The 17,658-nt window shown below is 67.2% G+C and carries 17 protein-coding genes, 1 tRNA gene and 1 pseudogene; 15 read left to right on the forward strand and 4 right to left on the reverse strand.

What is annotated here, in order from left to right; translation table 11 throughout:
• Positions 1-236: 236 nt before the first annotated feature.
• From D0B54_RS02025 to ureG, 11 genes and pseudogenes are all read left to right on the forward strand, one after another.
• Positions 237-3,629 carry a hybrid sensor histidine kinase/response regulator gene (locus tag D0B54_RS02025; protein ID WP_117294985.1) on the forward strand — a complete coding sequence of 1,131 codons (3,393 nt, stop codon included), beginning with the start codon at positions 237-239 and terminating at the stop codon, positions 3,627-3,629.
• Entirely contained in the window at positions 3,622-4,539 is a 918-nt protein-coding gene (locus D0B54_RS02030; protein ID WP_117288713.1) for a response regulator transcription factor, read from the forward strand. The genes D0B54_RS02025 and D0B54_RS02030 overlap by 8 nt, the downstream gene beginning before the upstream one ends.
• An 18-nt stretch (positions 4,540-4,557) precedes the next feature.
• Positions 4,558-4,878, forward strand: coding sequence for a HupE/UreJ family protein (locus D0B54_RS25290; protein ID WP_205527244.1), 321 nt, complete (start codon positions 4,558-4,560; stop codon positions 4,876-4,878).
• Positions 4,863-5,180, forward strand: coding sequence for a HupE/UreJ family protein (locus D0B54_RS25295; RefSeq protein WP_205527245.1), 318 nt, complete (start codon positions 4,863-4,865; stop codon positions 5,178-5,180). The genes D0B54_RS25290 and D0B54_RS25295 overlap by 16 nt, the downstream gene beginning before the upstream one ends.
• 97 nt (positions 5,181-5,277) lie before the next feature.
• A pseudogene (locus D0B54_RS24665) lies at positions 5,278-6,074 on the forward strand (urease accessory protein UreD).
• Positions 6,074-6,376 carry an urease subunit gamma gene (ureA, locus tag D0B54_RS02055; RefSeq protein ID WP_117288719.1) on the forward strand — a complete coding sequence of 101 codons (303 nt, stop codon included), beginning with the start codon at positions 6,074-6,076 and terminating at the stop codon, positions 6,374-6,376. Before D0B54_RS24665 ends, ureA begins: the two are co-directional and overlap by 1 nt.
• Positions 6,377-6,386: 10 nt before the next feature.
• Entirely contained in the window at positions 6,387-6,710 is a 324-nt protein-coding gene (locus D0B54_RS02060; protein WP_117288721.1) for an urease subunit beta, read from the forward strand.
• A 2-nt stretch (positions 6,711-6,712) separates the two neighbouring features.
• Positions 6,713-8,419: an urease subunit alpha gene (ureC, locus tag D0B54_RS02065; RefSeq protein ID WP_117288723.1), complete on the forward strand. Its 1,707-nt coding sequence runs from the start codon at positions 6,713-6,715 to the stop codon at positions 8,417-8,419.
• A gap of 5 nt (positions 8,420-8,424) precedes the next feature.
• Positions 8,425-8,982 carry an urease accessory protein UreE gene (ureE, locus tag D0B54_RS02070; RefSeq protein ID WP_117288725.1) on the forward strand — a complete coding sequence of 186 codons (558 nt, stop codon included), beginning with the start codon at positions 8,425-8,427 and terminating at the stop codon, positions 8,980-8,982.
• 59 nt (positions 8,983-9,041) lie between these two features.
• Complete coding sequence (locus D0B54_RS02075; protein WP_117288727.1) at positions 9,042-9,686, forward strand: urease accessory protein UreF; 645 nt, start codon at positions 9,042-9,044, stop codon at positions 9,684-9,686.
• Between the two features lie 3 nt (positions 9,687-9,689).
• The gene (gene ureG, locus D0B54_RS02080; protein WP_117288729.1) at positions 9,690-10,322 is read left to right on the forward strand and encodes an urease accessory protein UreG; all 633 of its coding nucleotides are present in this window, start codon (positions 9,690-9,692) and stop codon (positions 10,320-10,322) included.
• Positions 10,323-10,490: 168 nt separating this feature from the next.
• Here ureG and D0B54_RS02085 read toward each other — a convergent pair.
• The 3 genes from D0B54_RS02085 to D0B54_RS02095 all read right to left on the reverse strand — a co-directional run bounded on the left by D0B54_RS02085 (position 10,491) and on the right by D0B54_RS02095 (position 12,971).
• A tRNA-Ile gene (locus D0B54_RS02085) sits at positions 10,491-10,566 on the reverse strand.
• Between the two features lie 65 nt (positions 10,567-10,631).
• Positions 10,632-11,885, reverse strand: coding sequence for a GGDEF domain-containing protein (locus D0B54_RS02090; RefSeq protein WP_162932139.1), 1,254 nt, complete (start codon positions 11,883-11,885; stop codon positions 10,632-10,634).
• A gap of 231 nt (positions 11,886-12,116) precedes the next feature.
• On the reverse strand, positions 12,117-12,971 hold the full coding sequence (locus tag D0B54_RS02095) for an AraC family transcriptional regulator (protein WP_117288732.1): 855 nt from the start codon (positions 12,969-12,971) through the stop codon (positions 12,117-12,119).
• Positions 12,972-13,052: 81 nt separating this feature from the next.
• Here D0B54_RS02095 and D0B54_RS02100 point away from each other — a divergent pair, with 81 nt between their 5' ends.
• Genes D0B54_RS02100 through D0B54_RS02115 form a run of 4 tightly spaced genes read left to right on the forward strand, consistent with a single transcriptional unit; the run spans position 13,053 to position 15,668 of the window.
• On the forward strand, positions 13,053-13,658 hold the full coding sequence (locus tag D0B54_RS02100) for an HvfX family Cu-binding RiPP maturation protein (protein ID WP_117288734.1): 606 nt from the start codon (positions 13,053-13,055) through the stop codon (positions 13,656-13,658).
• A gap of 47 nt (positions 13,659-13,705) precedes the next feature.
• Positions 13,706-14,041 carry an HvfA family oxazolone/thioamide-modified RiPP metallophore gene (locus D0B54_RS02105; protein ID WP_117288736.1) on the forward strand — a complete coding sequence of 112 codons (336 nt, stop codon included), beginning with the start codon at positions 13,706-13,708 and terminating at the stop codon, positions 14,039-14,041.
• 36 nt (positions 14,042-14,077) lie between these two features.
• A complete protein-coding gene (locus D0B54_RS02110; protein ID WP_117288738.1) occupies positions 14,078-14,929 on the forward strand; it encodes an HvfB family MNIO-type RiPP peptide maturase in 852 nt (283 codons plus the stop codon).
• On the forward strand, positions 14,922-15,668 hold the full coding sequence (locus D0B54_RS02115) for an HvfC family RiPP maturation protein (RefSeq protein WP_117288740.1): 747 nt from the start codon (positions 14,922-14,924) through the stop codon (positions 15,666-15,668). Before D0B54_RS02110 ends, D0B54_RS02115 begins: the two co-directional genes overlap by 8 nt.
• A 153-nt stretch (positions 15,669-15,821) precedes the next feature.
• Here the strand turns inward: D0B54_RS02115 and D0B54_RS02120 are convergent, their stop codons facing one another.
• Entirely contained in the window at positions 15,822-17,591 is a 1,770-nt protein-coding gene (locus D0B54_RS02120) for a patatin-like phospholipase family protein (RefSeq protein ID WP_117288742.1), read from the reverse strand.
• Positions 17,592-17,658 lie beyond the last annotated feature (67 nt).

Genomic DNA, 17,658 nt, shown 5'->3' on the forward strand with positions numbered 1-17,658 from the left:
TACCGCTCCCACTGCCAGAACAGGCTAGGCGGCGGGTCGGGACGCCGGTATGGGGTAATTGGCGTAGGGGGGTGGGGTATTTGACGTAGATGAAAAGCCCAGGCGCCCCGGCATCATTTGGCCGTGCGCGGCGAGGACAACCAGAACGAGATGGCCGGAACGGACTCAATGACAGGCAGCGGCACCGCCGCGGCAGGCCGCGGGGCCGCGCCGTGACGGCGCCAGTGTTGCCGCAGATGGCGCCGCCCGCGCGCAGCCGCCAGCGCATCGTCCGCGAGCGGCGGCAGTACAACAAATGGGTGGGCAGCCAGACCCTCGAGGACTATGCGCTGCGCTACACCGCCGAGAAGGCGCGCAAGTACTCGTCGTTCCGGGTCGCCAATACCGCCTTCGGCGCCATCTCCTTCCTGGCCTGCGAGGCGATCGGCGCGACGCTGACGCTGGCCTACGGCTTTGCCAACGCCGCCACGGCGATCGCCCTGGTGTGTGCGCTGATGTTCTTCATCGGCCTGCCGATCGCACGCTACGCCGCCCGCTTCGGCCTGGACATCGACCTGCTGACCCGCGGCGCCGGCTTCGGCTACATGGGCTCGACGATCACCTCGCTGATCTACGCGTCGTTCACGTTCCTGCTGCTGGCGATCGAGGCCAGCATCATGTCCGGCGCCCTGCACCTGCTTTTCCGCATCCCATTGTGGCTGGGCCATATCATCAGCGCGCTGCTGGTGATCCCCATCGCGATCTACGGCATCCGCATGATCAGCCGGGTGCAGCTGGCGACGCAGCCGGTCTGGCTGATCCTGCAGTTCGCGCCGTTCGTGTTCCTGCTGATGTCCGGCGACCAGGAGATGGCGGGCTGGACGCATTTCTCCGGGCGCCAGGGCGCTGCCGACGGCAGCCTGGATCCCATGCATTTCGCGATCTGCGCCTCGACCCTGCTGTCGCTGTTGCCGCAGATCGGCGAACAGGCGGACTACCTGCGCTTCCTGCCGGACAGCAGCAAGATCGGCCGCTGGCGCTGGTGGACCGCGCTGCTGACCACCGGCCCCGGCTGGGTCTTCATGGGCGGCATCAAGCTGCTGGCCGGCTCCTTCCTGGCCTACTTCGCGCTGAACCATGGGCTCAGCGAAGCCAGTGCGGCGGAACCGGCGGAAATGTTCCATGTGGTCTTCCGGGAGATGATCGGTTCGCCGATCGTCGCCCTGGTACTGACCGGCGTGTTCGTCATCACCTGCCAGCTCAAGATCAACGTCACGAATGCCTACGCCGGCTCGATCGCCTGGTCGAACTTCTTTTCGCGCCTGACCCACGCCCATCCGGGGCGCGTGGTATGGCTGGTGTTCAACGTGCTGCTCGCCCTGCTGCTGATGCAGGTCGGCATCCTGCAGGTCATCGAAACCGTACTGGTGCTGTACGCCAACTTCGCGGTAGCCTGGATCGGCGCCCTGACCGCGGACCTGGTCATCAACAAGCGCCTCGGCCTGAGCCCCGCCGGCATCGAGTTCAAGCGCGCACACCTGTACGACATCAATCCGGTGGGGGTTGGCGCGATGGCGGCATCGATCATCGCTTCGACCGCCGCATTCGTCGGCACGCTGGGGCCCATGGCGCAGGCGCTGTCGCCGTTCCTGGGCCTGCTGGTGGCATTCGTGACCGCGCCGCTGATTGCCTGGCTGACCCGGGGCCGTTACTACATCGCGCGCAACGCAGATGGCCTGCCGATGCGGGCCGAACAGTTCTGCTCCATCTGCGAGAACAGTTTCGAACGCAACGACATGGCGATGTGCCCGGCCTACAACGGGCCGATCTGCTCGCTCTGCTGCACCCTGGACGCGCGCTGCCACGACGTCTGCAAGACCAACAGCCGCTTCAACGAGCAGGTCACCCAGCTGCTGTCGCGCTTCCTGCCGCAGCGCTGGTTGAGCGGGCAATACAGCGGCACCGGCCAGTTCGTCGGCACCTTCCTGCTGTTCAACCTGGTCATCGTCTCCCTGCTTGGCTTCATCTACCTGCAGTATGTCGCCGCCTCGCCGCAGGATGCCGAGGTCGTCGGCCACGCCCTGATGATCGTGTTCTTCGCGCTCCTGGTCGTCACCGGCGTGTCGGCCTGGTTGCTGGTGCTGGCCCAGCACAGCCGCCAGGCGGCGGAGCAGGAAACCCGGCATCAGACGACGATGCTGATGGACGAAATCGAAGCGCACGAGAAGACCGATGCGGCGCTGCAGAAGGCCAAGGAACTGGCCGAGAGTGCCAACGAGGCCAAGAGCCGCTACATCGTCGGCATGAGCCACGAGATCCGCTCGCCGCTCAACGCGATCCTGGGTTACGCACAGTTGCTGGAGCGCGGCACCGCCAGGCCGGAGAACGCGATCCAGGTCATCCGGCGCAGTGCCGGGCATCTGTCGAACCTGGTCGACGGCCTGCTCGACATCTCCAAGATCGAAAGCGGCATCCTGCGCCTGAGCCGCGACAAGGTGCCCTTCGCCGACTTCCTCGACCAGATGGCCGACATGTTCCGCATGCAGGCCTCGGCCAAGGGCATCGAGTTTCGCTACAACCGGCCGCAGACGCTGCCCGCCGCGGTCAACGCCGACCAGAAGCGCCTGCGCCAGATCCTGATCAACCTGCTGTCGAATGCGATCAAGTACACCCTCGATGGACACGTCGGCCTGACCGTTCGCTATCCCTCCAGCCAGGTCGCCGAGTTCGAGGTCAGCGACAGCGGCATCGGCATCCGCCCCGAGGATATCGACAGTGTCTTCAAGCCCTTCGAGCGCGGCAGCATGCCCGGCATCCAGGCCGTGCCCGGCGTCGGACTCGGCCTGACCATTACCAAGGTTCTGGTGCAGATCATGGGCGGCGAGATTGCCGTGCGCAGCACGCCGGGGCAGGGCAGCCTGTTCTCGGTGCGCCTGTACCTGTCGGAGGCCCCGGCCGGCAGCGTCAGCGCCGAGCGCCGCCGTATCGTGGGCTATCTGGGCCCACGCGTGACCGTGCTGATGGCCGACGACGACCCCGCCCATCGCGGCCTGATGGAAGGCATCCTGCGCCCGCTCGGCATCAACCTGTTCGCCGCCAGCGACGGCCTCGGCGGACTGGAACTGGCCAGCGAGTGCAATCCGCACCTGGTCATGCTCGACATCGCGATGCCGGGCATGAGCGGCTGGGAAGTCGCCGAAACCCTGCGCGCCCTGGAGGCGCCGCAGCCGAAGATCATGATGGTGTCGGCCAACGCCCACGACTACAGCCCCGGCGGTGACGGCAATGCCGTGCACGACGCCTTCCTGATCAAGCCGATCGACGTGGATGCCCTGCTGGAACGGGTCGGCACGCTGCTGGGCCTGCGCTGGGTCTACGAGGGCGAGGAGCCGGTGCGCGAGCCGCTGGCTGCGCTGTCCGCCAGCGAGCGGCCACCGCAGTCGGCACGCCAGTTCGTGGACGAACTGGTGCGGCTCGGCCGCATCGGCCATGTCCGCGGCATCGAGGCCAAGCTCAAGGAAATGCAGTCGCAGGTGCCGGAGAGCCAGGCCTTCGCGCAGCGGCTGCTGAGTCTGGTCGCCGGATTCGACATGAAGGGCTACACCTGCCTGCTCGACAGCGTGCGCGAGGAGGTCGGCCGCGATGCATGACGCGAGCACAAAGCGGCGCGATATCGTCCTGGTGGTCGACGACACGCCCGGCAACCTGAGCTTCCTGACCGATACGCTCGATCAGGCCGGGGTCACGGTGCTGGTCGCGACCGACGGCATGAGCGCACTGGCGCTGGTCGACCAGATCACGCCGGACCTGATCCTGATGGACGCGATGATGCCGGGCATCGACGGTTTCGAGACCTGCCGCCGCCTCAAGCAGGACAAGCAGCTGGCGCACGTGCCGGTGATCTTCATGACCGGCCTGTCGGAGAGCTGGCATGTGGTCAAGGGCCTGGAAGTCGGCGGCGTCGACTACGTCACCAAGCCCATCGTCGTCGACGAGTTGCTGGCCCGCATCCGCGTGCACCTGGCCAATGCGCGTCTGGCCCACGGTACGCGGGCCGCGCTCGATGCGACCGGCCGCTTCCTGCTGTCGACCGATCAGCCGGGCGAGCTGCAATGGTGTACCCCGCGTGCCGCACAGCTGCTGTCGGAGCTGTTTTCCGGCAGCGACGGCCACGGGCTGCCGCCGGCCGTCGCCGAACGCCTGCGCCAGCTGCGCCAGCAGGGCGCCGACGCGCAGGACAGCGCCTTCGTCGAAGTCGATGGCCGCCGCCTGGAGTTCTCCTACATCGGGACCACCAGCCCCTCCGAATTCCTGTTCCGCCTGGCCGACGTCAGCCCCGGCCGCGAGGAGCGCACGCTGCAGGACGCGCTGTCGCTGACCGGCCGCGAGGCCGATGTCCTGGTGTGGATCAGCCGCGGCAAGGCCAACCGCGAGATCAGCGAGATCCTCGGCATCAGCCACCGCACGGTGAACAAGCATCTCGAACAGGTCTTCGAGAAGCTTGGTGTCGAGAATCGCGCCGCCGCCGCGGCTCGCGCGGTACGCATACTCAATCAATAGACCCGTGGAGCCCCATTCGTGAAATCCATCCCACAATCCCTGCAGAGGATCGCCTTGCTCGCGCTGCTGTGCATGCCGGTGATTGCCGAGGCGCACCCCGGTCATGCGGGCCTCGCGCTGCGTGACGGCTTCCTGCATCCCTGGCTGGGCCTCGATCACCTGCTCGCGATGCTTGCCGTCGGCCTGTGGGCGCGCCAGTTGCAAGGCCCCGCCGATGCCGGAGACAGGCTCGGCTCATGGATTTCGCCGCTGCTGCTGCCTGCTTTCTTTGTTGCCGCCGTCGGCGTGGGGGCGGTGGGGGTGAACAGCTCGGCGGCAGCGGCATGGTCGAAGCCCTGATTGCGACCTCGCTGATTGCGCTGGGCGCCCTGCTCGCCGCAGCGCGCAGCCTGCCGCTCGCCGTGACCGTTGCCCTGACGTTCTCGATGGGCCTGGTTCACGGCTGGGCGCACGGTGCCGAAATGCCGGCCGGCGCGCCGATGCAGGCCTTCTTTGCCGGATTCCTGTCGGCAACCGCGCTCTTGCACCTCTGCGGCATCGGCCTGGCCAGCCTGGTGATGCAGCGCGGCGCCGCCGTCGCGCTGCGTGCCGGTGGGGTCGGCCTGGCCGCGATCGGTTGCGGCTTGCTGGCGGGACTCTGAGCGCCGGGGAACCTCCATGTCGAGCCCTGCCGCAAGCCCCGTGGTGATCGTCGGACTGCCCTACGCGCAGCGCCGCGCCTGGCACGCCAGCATCCGCATGCAGGTCGACGCGCAGGCGGGCCGCAGCCGCCTGCGGGATTGCGAGCACGCCGGCCCGCTGCGGCTGCAGAAGGTCCTGTATCCCCAGGGCGAGCACATCGCCCAGCTGCTGCTACTGCATCCGCCCGGCGGCATCGCAGGGGGGGATCAACTCGCCATCCAGCTCAGCGTGGAGGAGAACGCCCATGCGCTCCTGACCACCCCGGGGCGGGCAAGTGGTACAAGTCCGGCGGCAACGTCGCGCGCCAGGATGTCATCCTCAAGGTCGCTGCAGGCGCGGCGCTCGAATGGTTGCCGCAGGAAACCATCGTGTTCGATCAGGCCGTCGCCGAGCAGACCCTGAGCATCGACTGCGCCGGCAATGCGCGCTGCTGCGGCTGGGACATCGTGGTGCTCGGCCGGCAGGCGCGCAATGAACGCTTCATCGCCGGCCGCTGGTCGCAGCGCATCGAGATCCGTCGCGACGGACGCCTGCTGTGGCTGGAGCGCAGCCGTATCGACGGCGACGATGAGCTGCTGGGATCCGTCGTCGGATGGAACAAGCACCATGTCAGCGGGCTGATGTGGGCGACCGGATTCACGCCGGATGAAGCGCTGATCGAACAATGCCGCGCATGCGTCGATCCATCCGATGTGGTCGTCGGGGTCACCTGCCTGCCTGACGGCCCCATGCTGGTCCGTGTCCTGGGCAGCAGCGCCGAGCAGGTCCGCGAATCCCTCACCCGGATCTGGACCCTGCTGCGGCCACCGCTGCTCGGCATTGCCGCGCAACGGCCACGAATCTGGAGCACCTGATGGAACTCACCCCGCGCGAGAAGGACAAGCTGCTGATCTTCACTGCCGGCCTGCTGGCCGAGCGCCGCCGCGCCCGCGGCCTCAAGCTGAATTACCCGGAAGCCATCGCATTGATCTCCGCCGACATCATGGAAGGCGCGCGCGACGGTCGCAGCGTCGCCGAGCTGATGCGCCACGGCCGCACCCTCCTGAAGCGCGAGGACGTCATGGACGGCGTCGCCGAGATGATTCCGGATATCCAGATCGAAGCGACATTCCCGGACGGCACCAAGCTGGTGACGATCCACGATCCGATTGTCTGAGAGAAGAATCATGATTCCCGGAGAACTGCTGGTATCCGAAGGGGAGATCGACCTCAATGTCGGCCGACCCACCATCCGCCTCATGGTGACCAACACCGGTGACCGCCCCGTGCAGGTCGGATCGCACTATCACTTCCACGAGACCAACGGGGCGCTGGAGTTCGATCGCGCCGCCGCCCGGGGCTTTCGCCTCAATATCGCGGCCGGCACGGCGGTGCGCTTCGAGCCGGGGCAGGGGCGCACGGTGGAGCTGGTTGCGCTGGCCGGCGATCGCATCGTCCATGGATTCAATGCACGCGTTTCGGGCCCGTTGGACAAGCAGGGGGAAAACTGATCATGGCCCTGAAGATATCCCGCCAGGCCTATGCCGAGATGTTCGGCCCCACCGTCGGCGATCGCATCCGCCTGGCCGATACCGCATTGATCGCCGAAGTCGAAAAGGACTTCACCGTCTACGGCGAGGAGGTCAAGTTCGGCGGCGGCAAGGTGATCCGTGACGGCATGGGCCAGTCGCAGCGCATGAGCGCGGACTGCATGGATACCGTCATCACCAACGCCCTGATCATCGACCACTGGGGCATCGTCAAGGCCGACATCGGCCTCAAGAACGCGCGCATCCAGCGCATCGGCAAGGCCGGCAATCCGGACATCCAGCCGGGCGTCAACATCGTCATCGGCCCCGGCACGGAGATCATTGCCGGCGAGGGCATGATCGTGACCGCCGGCGGCATCGACAGCCACATCCACTTCATCTGTCCGCAGCAGATCGACGAGGCGCTGAACTCCGGTGTCACGACCATGATCGGCGGCGGCACCGGCCCGGCGACCGGTACCTTCGCAACGACCGTCACCCCCGGCCCCTGGCATATCGAGCGCATGCTGCAGGCGGCCGACGCCTATCCGATGAACCTGGGCTTCCTGGGCAAGGGCAACGCCAGCCTGCCGGGGCCGCTGCATGAGCAGATCGATGCCGGCGTCATCGGCCTGAAGCTGCACGAGGACTGGGGCACCACGCCGGCGGCAATCGACTGCTGTCTGGGTGTCGCGGACGAAACCGACACCCAGGTCGCGATCCACAGCGACACGCTCAACGAGTCCGGTTTCGTCGAAGCCACGGTCGATGCCTTCCGCGGCCGGACGATCCACACCTATCACACCGAAGGCGCGGGCGGCGGCCATGCGCCGGACATCATCAAGGTCTGTGGCCTGCCGAACGTACTGCCCTCGTCGACCAACCCGACGCGGCCCTACACGGTCAACACGCTCGACGAGCATCTGGACATGCTGATGGTCTGCCATCACCTCGACGCGTCGATTGCCGAGGATGTCGCATTCGCCGAATCGCGTATCCGCAAGGAGACCATCGCCGCCGAAGACATCCTGCATGACTTGGGCGCGTTCTCGATGATCTCCTCGGATTCGCAGGCGATGGGCCGCGTCGGCGAGGTCGTCATCCGCACCTGGCAGACGGCCCACAAGATGAAGCTGCAGCGCGGCGCCCTGGGCGGCGACAGTGCCCGCAACGACAATGCCCGCATCAAGCGCTATGTCGCCAAGTACACGATCAATCCCGCCCTCACGCACGGCATCGCGCATGAAGTCGGCTCGGTCGAAGCCGGCAAATGGGCGGACCTGGTGCTGTGGAAGCCGGCCTTCTTCGGCGTCAAGCCCTTCCTCATCATCAAGGGCGGCATGATCGTCAGCGCGGCGATGGGCGATCCGAATGCATCGATCCCGACACCGCAGCCGGTGCACTACCGGCCGATGTTCGGGGCCCATGGCGGTGCCGTGACGCGCAACTCCCTGAGCTTCGTCTCGCAGGCCTCGCTGGCTGCCGGCATCGGCGAGCGCTACGGCCTGCAGAAGCCGCTGGTCGCGGTGCGGGGCTGCCGCTCGGTGACCAAGGCCGACATGATCCACAACAGCTGGCAGCCGGAGATTTCCGTCGACCCGGAGACCTACGAGGTCATCGCCGACGGTCAGTCGCTGTACTGCGAGCCGGCGACCGAACTGCCCATGGCCCAGCGCTACTTTCTGTTCTGAGGCCCATGAGCGCCCTGCTGAAGATCACTGAACGCCTGCCGCCGCCGGATGCGCCTGGGCTGCGCGAGATCGTCCTGAGCTATGCCGAGCGCGCGCGCAGCCGTCTGCGCGCGGTGCTGGAGGATGGCACGGAGGTCGGCCTGTTCCTGCCGCGCGGCACGCAGCTGCGCGGCGGCGACGGGCTGCTCGCCGAGAACGGCGAAATCATCCGCGTCCGTGCGGCCGTGGAGCCGCTGTACCGCGTGACCGCAGGACCGGACGCGAGCGACCCGGCATTCGCCCTGCTGCGCGCGGCCTATCACCTGGGCAATCGCCACGTTCCGCTGGCGCTGTCGCCGGGGGAACTGCTGCTGGAACCCGATCCGGTGCTGCGCGACATGCTGCTGGGCCTGGACATGCTCGTCATCGAATGTGCGACGGCCTTCGAGCCGGAGGCCGGCGCCTACGGCGGCGGGCACCGCCATGACCATGACGAACACGCCGGCTCGGTCGGCGAGCTGCTGTCGCAGCAGGCGCATGCGCGAACGGCGATAGACATGGCGACCCTGCAGTTCCACCGGTGAGTGGCCTGCCCCGCCATAGGCTGGAGATCGCGGCAGCCAGCCCCGATGGACTGGATGCTATGGGCGCCCTGCTGCAACTCAGCAGTCCGGCCCTGCCCGTCGGCGCCTACAGCTACTCGCAGGCGCTGGAATCGGCCATCGACAAGGGCATCGTCACTGACGCCGCATCGGCCCAGGTCTGGATCGCCGAGTCCCTGAAGCGGGTGCTCGGCCGCTACGAGGCGCCGGTCTGGTGCCGTCTGCGAGCGGCCTGGGACGCGCAGGACCCCGCGCGCTTCTCCGCATGGAACAGCGAATTCATCGCCAGCCGCGAGACACGCGAGCTGCGTGCCGAGACCTTGCAGATGGGCTATTCGCTGCGCCAGCTCCTGCTGGCCACCGGCACCGCGGAGATTCCCGACGGCGAGCTGTGCTTTCCCGCCGCCCATGCCTGCGCGAGTGCGCTCTGGGCCGTCCCGCCGCCCCTGGCGTTGTACGGCTACCTGTACAGCTGGCTGGAAAACCAGGTCATGGCCGCACTCAAGGCCGTGCCGCTGGGCCAGGTCTCGGGGCAGAAGCTGCTGATCGCAGTCAGGCCGCAGATCAAGGTGGTGGTCGAGCAGGCATTCACGATGCGCGATGAAGAACTCTCCACGCAGGCCCCGATGCTCGGCCTGCTCAGCAGTCAGCACGAAACCCAGTACTCAAGGCTATTCAGGAGTTGATGCATGGAAAACCCCAACGCGGGTCATGGCGGCCCGCTACGCGTAGGCATCGGTGGCCCCGTCGGCTCCGGCAAGACCACCCTGGTGGAGGTCCTGTGCAAGCGCATGCGCGACCGGCATCGCCTTGCCGTGGTCACCAACGATATCTACACCCGGGAAGACGAGCGCCTGCTGGTGGCCGCCGGCGCGCTCGCCCCGGAACGCATCATGGGCGTCGAGACCGGCGGCTGCCCGCACACCGCGATTCGCGAAGACGCCTCGATCAACCTCGAGGCCGTCGATCGCATGAGCCGGCGCTTTCCGGATCTGGAACTCATCTTCATCGAGTCCGGCGGCGACAACCTCGCCGCGACTTTCAGCCCGGAGCTGTCGGACCTGACGATCTACGTCATCGATGTCGCCGGCGGCGAAAAGATTCCGCGCAAGGGCGGACCGGGCATTACCAAGGCCGACCTGCTGGTGATCAACAAGACGGATCTCGCGCCTTACGTCGGCGCGAACCTGGAAGTCATGGCCCACGACGCCGCACGCATGCGCGGCAAGCTGCCGTTCGTGATGACCAATCTGAAGACGGGCGATGGGGTGCAGACGGTGACCGACTTCATCGTAACGCGCGGCATGCTGGGCCAGGCCTAGAGGCGAAACGGTCGTCGAGGCCTGCAAGCACGCGCGGTGCTGCGGGCAACTTTGGGTTGGGGTGACTGCCGGTGGACCCCAGTGGACGACGAAACGCGGCAAGTCAGTGAAAGATCCGCGCAAAACTTCCGTTATCTGGACGATTACGGATGACTTTGGAGGAATCAATGGTGGGCCCTGTGGGATTCGAACCCACAACCAAGGGATTATGAGTCCCCTGCTCTAACCGTTGAGCTAAAGGCCCGTATGAGCGGGGCGCGCAAAATACCAAAAAAGCGGGCTCCGGGGGCGGTTCATCCTTCGACCGGCTCAGGCCGCGGCGCCGCTGGCCGTTATCGAGTCGGCGATCACGGTGCGGTTGCGGCCCTGGTGCTTGGCGGCGTAGAGCACGGTGTCGGCCAGGCGGTAGGCCTCGGCCAGGGGGACGTCTGCATGCACGCCGATGCCGCCGGCGCTGATCGTGACGCGACCCAGTTCGGTGCCGGCGTTGGCCAGGTCCAGGGATTCGATCTGGCGGCGCAGCTCTTCCAGGCGGCGCAGGCCGTCTGCGCGGGAGCAGTCGTACAGCACCACGGCAAACTCCTCGCCGCCGAGGCGGGAGGCCATGTCCAGCGGACGCCGCGCGAAGTCGCTCAGCACTAGGCCCATCTCCACCAGCACGCCGTCGCCATAGTCATGGCCGTGCCGGTCATTGAGGTTCTTGAAGTGGTCCATGTCGATCAGGGCCACGAACAGGCGCTTGTACTCGCGACGGGCATGGCGGGCCACGGCCTCGTAGTGCTGCTCGAAGGCGCGGCGGTTGGGCAGCTTGGTCAGGGCGTCGACGTAGGCCAGCGATTTGAGCAGCTGCTGCGCGGCCCAGTTGCGGCGGCTGTAGAGCTCGTTCCACATGGCGCCGCTGATCACCACGCCGATGAAGATGATCTCCACCAGCCAGTCCACCCGGCTGCGGCCGGTCGGCACGTCGGGCCCCCGCATCCAGTCGGAGAACAGGATGAAGCTCAGGTACAGCGCGATGAAGGCCAGGCCCTCGCGCAGCGGCACGCGCCCGATCACGATGAAGCCGACCAGCACGCAACTGGACAGGCTGGGGCTCAGCATGAAGCCCATGCTGGTGCCACGGTGGCGCAGCCATTCCAGCGTCACCGCCAGCACCAGGAAGCAGACCATGAACAGGGTTTCGCTGATGACGCTGCGCGGGCGCCGCCACAGCATCCAGGCGGAGGCCAGGCACAGCGGGATGATCAGCAGGAACTCGAAGATGCGGATCAGCTCGATGAAGTCCTGCGGCGGGTTCATCAGCGGCTGGCCCCACAGCGGCGAGGTCACCAGCATCAGGGCCGGCAGCAGGCTGGTGAGGGCGCGGGCATGGCCGAACTTCTCGCGGGCGTCCTCGCGGTAGCGCCTTTCGTGCGCCGGCGGGAAACGGTTCAGCGGGTTGGACGAACGCGAGGCAGCATCGAGCTGGCGGATGAAGTCCGCACTCTGGGTGAGGTTCTCGTAGTCCGTCAGCGGCGCCTTGCGAGGGGCGCTGTCCGAGCGGGAGTCCTGGCTCGACGACATGGTAAGCGGTTGAAAGGGCTGGGGAAGCATCATGACAGCCCGGTTGGCGGCGGTGCATCCTGCGTTTGCGCCATTGGTCAGGGGCTTCGGCTGCGTCCAGCGGCCGGTGTCGTGCAGACTAGCCGATCTGGCCAAGGGCTGCGGCGTGCGCGGGCTGTTTTGGGCCCTGGCAACTGCCAAGTCGGTCACAGTTCGCGCGCAATGGCCCCAGAAGAGAAAAATACCGGGCGATCAATCACCTGGGAGCTTCGCACGGCGGTAGTGGCCAGGGCCGTGGCCGTGGATGCGCTTGAAGCTGCGGCGGAAAGCGGCCTCGGTCTGGTAGCCCAGGCGGCCGGCGATGGCCAGCACCGACATCCGCGGTTCCTGCAGCAGGCGCAGGGCCGACATCATGCGCCACTGGGTCAGGTACTGGATGGGGGACTGGCCCATCAGGGCCATGAACTCCTCGGCGAAGCGGCTGCGCGACATGGCCGCCGTTTCGGCCAGGCTGGCCACCGACCAGTCCCGCCCGGGTTCGGCGTGCATGGCCTGCAGGGCGCGGCCCAGCTGCGGGTCGGCCAGGGCGGCGAGCAGGCCGCGGCGCTGGGGGCTGCGGCCCAGGTAGTTGCGCACGCTCATGACGAACAGGGAATCGGCCAGCTTGTCGACCACGGCGCGGCTGCCGAAGCTGTCCAGGTTGGCCTCTTCGCACATCAGCTGGGCCACCCGCCGCAGGCCCGAGCCGGCCTCGGCCTCGCGGACGACCAGGCAGTCGGGCAGGGCGTCCAGCAGGGGGTTGCGGTGGCCGCAGACGAAGTCGAACTGGCCGCAGAGCATGGTGGTGTAGCCGTCGCCGTTCAGGCTGTGTGCATGTCCGCGGGGGAAGATCACCAGGTCGCCGGCGGCCAGGGTCTCGGGCCGGGGCAGGCCGGCGCCACGTACTTCACAGTTTCCGGAGCCGATCAGGTGGAAGATGCAGGCCTCGGTGGCCGGTTCCGGTTCGTGCCAGCGCCCGCAATAGCTGGCGTTGTCGGTGACGCGGGCGTGCAACTGGTAGGCCGCCAGGGCGGAATCGAGCACGCGGTCTTCCGGATTCTGGAGCATGAACGGCGGACTTCCGGGTACAGTCGGGGCAGGGAAATGAGCCTAGCATTGCCGCCGTTGAGTACGACATGGGGCGTGGGAATGAAGCTGCTGACCAAGGTTCAGGACCTGCTGGACCGCACGCGCGCCGCCGACTGGCTGGCGCCGCTGCTGATGCGCCTCTACCTGGTCCCCATCTTCTGGATGGCCGGGATGCAGAAAGCCACGAACTTCCCGGACACGGTGCAGTGGTTCGGCGACATGATGTACGGACTGGGCCTGCCTTTCCCCTGGCTGATGGCCTTCCTGGCCACCGCCACCGAGCTGGTCGGCGCCGTGGCCCTGCTGCTGGGCCTGGGCATGCGCTGGATGTGCATCCCGCTGATGGTGACCATGCTGGTGGCGATCCTGACCGTGCACCTGCCGCATGGCTGGCTGGCCATCTCCGAGGGCATGGGCCCCTTCGCCACCGAGCGCACCATGCTGGCGATCGAGCGACTGAACGAGGCCAAGGACATCCTTCGGGAGCACGCCGACTATGACCGGCTGACCGAATACGGTCACCTGGTCATCCTCAACAACGGCATCGAGTTCGCCGCGACCTATTTCGTCATGCTGCTGTCGCTATTCTTCACCGGCGCCGGTCGCTACGTCAGCGTGGACTATTGGCTGCGCCGCCGCATCCATGGCGATCAACCGCGCGTATAAGCGCACAACATCAACGGGCTCACCGGCCCACCATCAGGAGAGACACCATGCGTCATTCCAAGAAGCCCCTCGCCATCGCCCTCGGCGCCGCCTTTGCCATGACCGGCATGGCCGCCCAGGCCTCGGTCTTCCAGACCGCCGACCTGTCGGGCGGCTACATGCAGCTGGCCGACGCCAAGGCCGGTGAGGCCAAGTGCGGCGAGAAGAAGGCCGGCGAAGCCAAGTGTGGCGAAAAGAAGGCCGGCGAAGCCAAGTGCGGCGAGAAGAAAGCCGAAGGCAAGTGTGGCGAAGGCAAGTGCGGTGAAGGCAAGTGCGGCGAGAAGAAGAAGGCGCACGAAGGCAAGTGCGGTGAGGGCAAGTGCGGCGAAAAGAAGACCAAGTAAGGTCTTCTTCGCCGGGCATTGCGGCATGATGAGCGCATGAAAGCCGTCACCACCGCCGTGCAAGGCGCCGGTCTCGGTCTGCGGCGGGCCCTGCTGGGCCCGCTCGCAGACCAGTTGCCCGGCGCGATCGGCTTCCTTGAAGCCACGCCGGAAAACTGGATGAACATCGGCGGCCGCTACGGCCGCGCGTTCCGCCAGTACACCGAGCGGTTCCCGTTTGTCACCCACGGCCTGTCGCTGTCGATCGGCAGCCCCGCGCCGCTGGATGAAGATTTCCTGTATCGCCTGAAGGCCTTCCTCGACCTTCACGGCATCGCCGACTACACCGAGCACCTGACCTATTGCTCGGACGACGGCCATCTCTACGACCTCATGCCGATTCCGTTCACCGAAGAAGCGGTGGACTACGTTGCCGCCCGCGTGCGCCGCGTGCAGGACATCCTGGAGCGGCGCATCGCGCTGGAGAATGCGAGCTACTATGCGGCCCCCGGCAAGCAGATGAGCGAGCTTGAGTTCGTCCGCGCCGTGCTGGAGCGCAGCGATTGCGACCTGCTGCTGGACGTCAACAACATCTACGTCAACAGCATCAACCACCGCTACGACCCGGCGCAGTTCCTCGACGGCCTGCCGGCCGAGCGCGTGCGCTACATCCATGTCGCCGGCCACTACGACGAGGCCGAGGACCTGCGCGTGGACACGCATGGTTCCGACGTCATCGATCCGGTCTGGGCCCTGCTGGACCGTGCCTACTCGCGCCTCGGCGTGGTGCCGACACTGCTGGAGCGCGACTTCAACATCCCGCCGCTGGCGGAGCTGATGATCGAGATCGACCATATCAACGCCCTGCAGGCGCGCCACGCCGCGCCGCGGCAGCGGGCCCATGGCTGAGGCCGCCTTCCAGCGCGTGCAGCGCCAGTTCGCCGCGCACCTGCGCGACCCGCAGGCCAATGCCGCGCCGCCGGGCATCGAGGACCGGCGCCTGCAGATCTATCGCGATCTGTTCTACAACAACATCGAGGATTGCATCGCCAATGCCTTCCCGGTGCTGCGGGCGATCAGCGCGGATGCGGTCTGGCATGCGCGGGTGCGCGACTTCTACGCGCGCCACCGCAGCGAGTCGCCGCAGTTCCACCAGATCGCCGCCGAGTTCCTGCGTTACCTGGACGAGGAGCGCGGCGAGCATCCGGACGATCCGCCGTTCCTGCGCGAGCTGGCGCACTACGAATGGGTGGAACTGGCCCTGGCCGTGGCGGACGAGGAATTGCCGCCGCCGCCGGAGGTCGCCGGCGACCTGCTGCAGGGCGTGCCCGTCGTTTCGCCGCTGGCCTGGACACTGAGCTACGAGTGGCCGGTGCATCGCATCGCACCGGACGTCCAGCCGCAGGAGCCCGGCGAGCAGCCGACCTACCTGGTGGTGTGGCGCAACCGCGCCGATGAGGTGCGCTTCATGGAGATCAACGCCGTCACCGCGCGGCTGCTGCAGCTGGCGGACGACATGCCGGACGCCAGCGGTCGCGAGCTGCTGCTGCAGGTGGCCGCCGAGCTGGGGCATCCGCAGCCGGAAGCGGTGGTGGAGCAGGGAGCGGGGATACTGGCGGATCTGCGCGAGCGGGAAATCGTTTTCTGAGCCTAGCCGTAGCTGTCCCCTCTCCCGCTTGCGGGAGAGGGTGCCCGAAGGGCGGGAGAGGGTTTCTGTAGAGCGTGAATTGAGCGCTTCAGGGCTCTACAGAAACCCTCTCTCCCGGCCTCTCTCCCGCAAGCGGGAGAGAGGAGAAAAGATTCAGCTCTTCAGCAACACATCCCGCACCGCCGTCAGCTTTTCCAGCGCGTGCTGGTAGCCGCGCTCCACGGTCTGGTCCAGTTTCTTCCAGTCGAACAGGGCGATGCCGCTGACCGGCATGCGCACGTAGGCGTCGGCGCGCGCCGCGCGCTGCGAGGTGCCGCTTTCGCTGGTCAGCGTGGCGGTGCGGAACACGATGGCGAACAGGCCCGGGCGCTCGCCGTCCTTCTTGATGTTGAACAGCGCCTCCGGGTCCGGGCCGACCACGCCGGGGGCCGAGATGCCGCCCTCGGTGCTGACGTCGGAGGCCACGATCGGGCCGCGCCCCCAGGCCTGCATCACGTCGGTGGGCAGGCTGTTGATCACCGCGCCGTCGGCCAGCAGGTCGCCGTTCCAGGCCACCGGCGGTGCCACGCCCGGCACGCACATGCTGGTGGCGACCCACAGGTGCAGCGGCCCCTGGTCGTGGACCATCGCCTTGCCGCGCGTCAGGTTGGTGCTGACGCAGAAGTAGGGCATGCGCAGCGCCTCGATCTGGCGCTCCTCGAACAGTTCGTGCATGCGCTTGGAGAACTTGCGCCCGCGGATCAGCGCCACGCTGGGGAAGATGTAGTCGTTGAGGTAGTTGTGGCTGACGAAGGTTTCGCGCGCGATGTGCAGCATCTCCTCGTCGGTGTAGCCGCAGGCGGTCAGCGCCGCGAAGAATGCGCCCATGCTGGAGCCGCCGGCGCAGTCGATCGGGATGTCGAGCTCGCGCAGCGCGCGGATCATGCCGATATGCGCGAAGCCGCGCGCGCCGCCGCCGCCCAGCACCACGCCGATGCCGCGGCCGCTGAGCTGGCGTGCCAGCGATTCGCAGTCGGCGCGGCTGTTGGGGCGCAGGTAGTAGTGCGCGCGGGCGCCGCTCAGTTCGCGCCACTTGAGGATGTGGTCCGGCTCCTCGCCCTCGGCGCGGATCATCACCACCTCCACCGGTGCGCGCGTGCCGCTCTGGCGCAGCTCGTCGAGCATGGCGCTCATGATCGGGTAGGAGCGTGTGGTCACCACCACCAGGATGCGGTCGGCCTGGCGCATGCAGCGCTGTGCCCAGGCATCGGCATCGCGGTTGGCCAGGTACACCAGGTAGCGCTGCTCGCATTCGATGCGGTCGAGGAACTCGATCAGGCGGCCATTGGTTTCCGGGTCATGCGACAGCGCCGCGCCGGGGCCCAGCTCGGCATCGCAGAGCACCGAGTCGACCAGGCGTACCGGGTAGTGCATCGACAGCGCGTCGCGCAGGCCGGCGGCCACCGCCGCCGCGTCGACGTCGCCCAGCGCCGGGATCACCGCGAAGCTGCGCACGCTGCGCACCGCGGCCAGCTGCTGCGAGTGCTGGTTCTGGCGCAGGCGATGGATGATGACCCGCGTCATCTCGATCATGGCGCCGGGGTAGTTCTCGATCACCGTGTACAGGTCCTCGCGCGGGATGCGCAGCAGGATGCTGTCGCGCACCGCGTAGACCGAGACGCTGCGCTTCTCGCCGGAGATCACGCCGATCTCGCCGATCGGCTCGTGGTGGCCGATGTCGCCGAGGAGGCTGCCGTCCTTGTTCACCGCGCGCAGGCGTCCGGTGCTGACGATGTACATCGAATCGGCCGGCTCGCCCTGCTCGAACAGCACGCTGCCGCTACGGATACCGAGCAGCTCGGTGTGCGCGGACAGGGCATCCAGTGCCTCGGGCTGCAGCCGCGAGAACAAGGGTGTCTGCGCCAGGATGGTCCGTGTATCCATCGGTCCCCGTTGTATTTTTCCCGAGTCTATCGCTAACGCCCGGCTGCGGGTGTGGTCCAATTCACCC

It is taken from the genome of Solimonas sp. K1W22B-7 (assembly GCF_003428335.1).
Lineage (GTDB): Bacteria > Pseudomonadota > Gammaproteobacteria > Nevskiales > Nevskiaceae > Solimonas_A.

Coding starts and splice junctions, on each gene's coding strand:
- D0B54_RS02025 (WP_117294985.1), top strand. CDS start 237: ATGGCGCCGCCCGCGCGCAGCCGCCAGCGCATCGTCCGCGAGCGGCGG.
- D0B54_RS02030 (WP_117288713.1), top strand. CDS start 3,622: ATGCATGACGCGAGCACAAAGCGGCGCGATATCGTCCTGGTGGTCGAC.
- D0B54_RS25295 (WP_205527245.1), top strand. CDS start 4,863: ATGGTCGAAGCCCTGATTGCGACCTCGCTGATTGCGCTGGGCGCCCTG.
- ureA (WP_117288719.1), top strand. CDS start 6,074: ATGGAACTCACCCCGCGCGAGAAGGACAAGCTGCTGATCTTCACTGCC.
- D0B54_RS02060 (WP_117288721.1), top strand. CDS start 6,387: ATGATTCCCGGAGAACTGCTGGTATCCGAAGGGGAGATCGACCTCAAT.
- ureC (WP_117288723.1), top strand. CDS start 6,713: ATGGCCCTGAAGATATCCCGCCAGGCCTATGCCGAGATGTTCGGCCCC.
- ureE (WP_117288725.1), top strand. CDS start 8,425: ATGAGCGCCCTGCTGAAGATCACTGAACGCCTGCCGCCGCCGGATGCG.
- D0B54_RS02075 (WP_117288727.1), top strand. CDS start 9,042: ATGGGCGCCCTGCTGCAACTCAGCAGTCCGGCCCTGCCCGTCGGCGCC.
- ureG (WP_117288729.1), top strand. CDS start 9,690: ATGGAAAACCCCAACGCGGGTCATGGCGGCCCGCTACGCGTAGGCATC.
- D0B54_RS02090 (WP_162932139.1), bottom strand. CDS start 11,885: ATGTCGTCGAGCCAGGACTCCCGCTCGGACAGCGCCCCTCGCAAGGCG.
- D0B54_RS02095 (WP_117288732.1), bottom strand. CDS start 12,971: ATGCTCCAGAATCCGGAAGACCGCGTGCTCGATTCCGCCCTGGCGGCC.
- D0B54_RS02100 (WP_117288734.1), top strand. CDS start 13,053: ATGAAGCTGCTGACCAAGGTTCAGGACCTGCTGGACCGCACGCGCGCC.
- D0B54_RS02105 (WP_117288736.1), top strand. CDS start 13,706: ATGCGTCATTCCAAGAAGCCCCTCGCCATCGCCCTCGGCGCCGCCTTT.
- D0B54_RS02110 (WP_117288738.1), top strand. CDS start 14,078: ATGAAAGCCGTCACCACCGCCGTGCAAGGCGCCGGTCTCGGTCTGCGG.
- D0B54_RS02115 (WP_117288740.1), top strand. CDS start 14,922: ATGGCTGAGGCCGCCTTCCAGCGCGTGCAGCGCCAGTTCGCCGCGCAC.
- D0B54_RS02120 (WP_117288742.1), bottom strand. CDS start 17,591: ATGGATACACGGACCATCCTGGCGCAGACACCCTTGTTCTCGCGGCTG.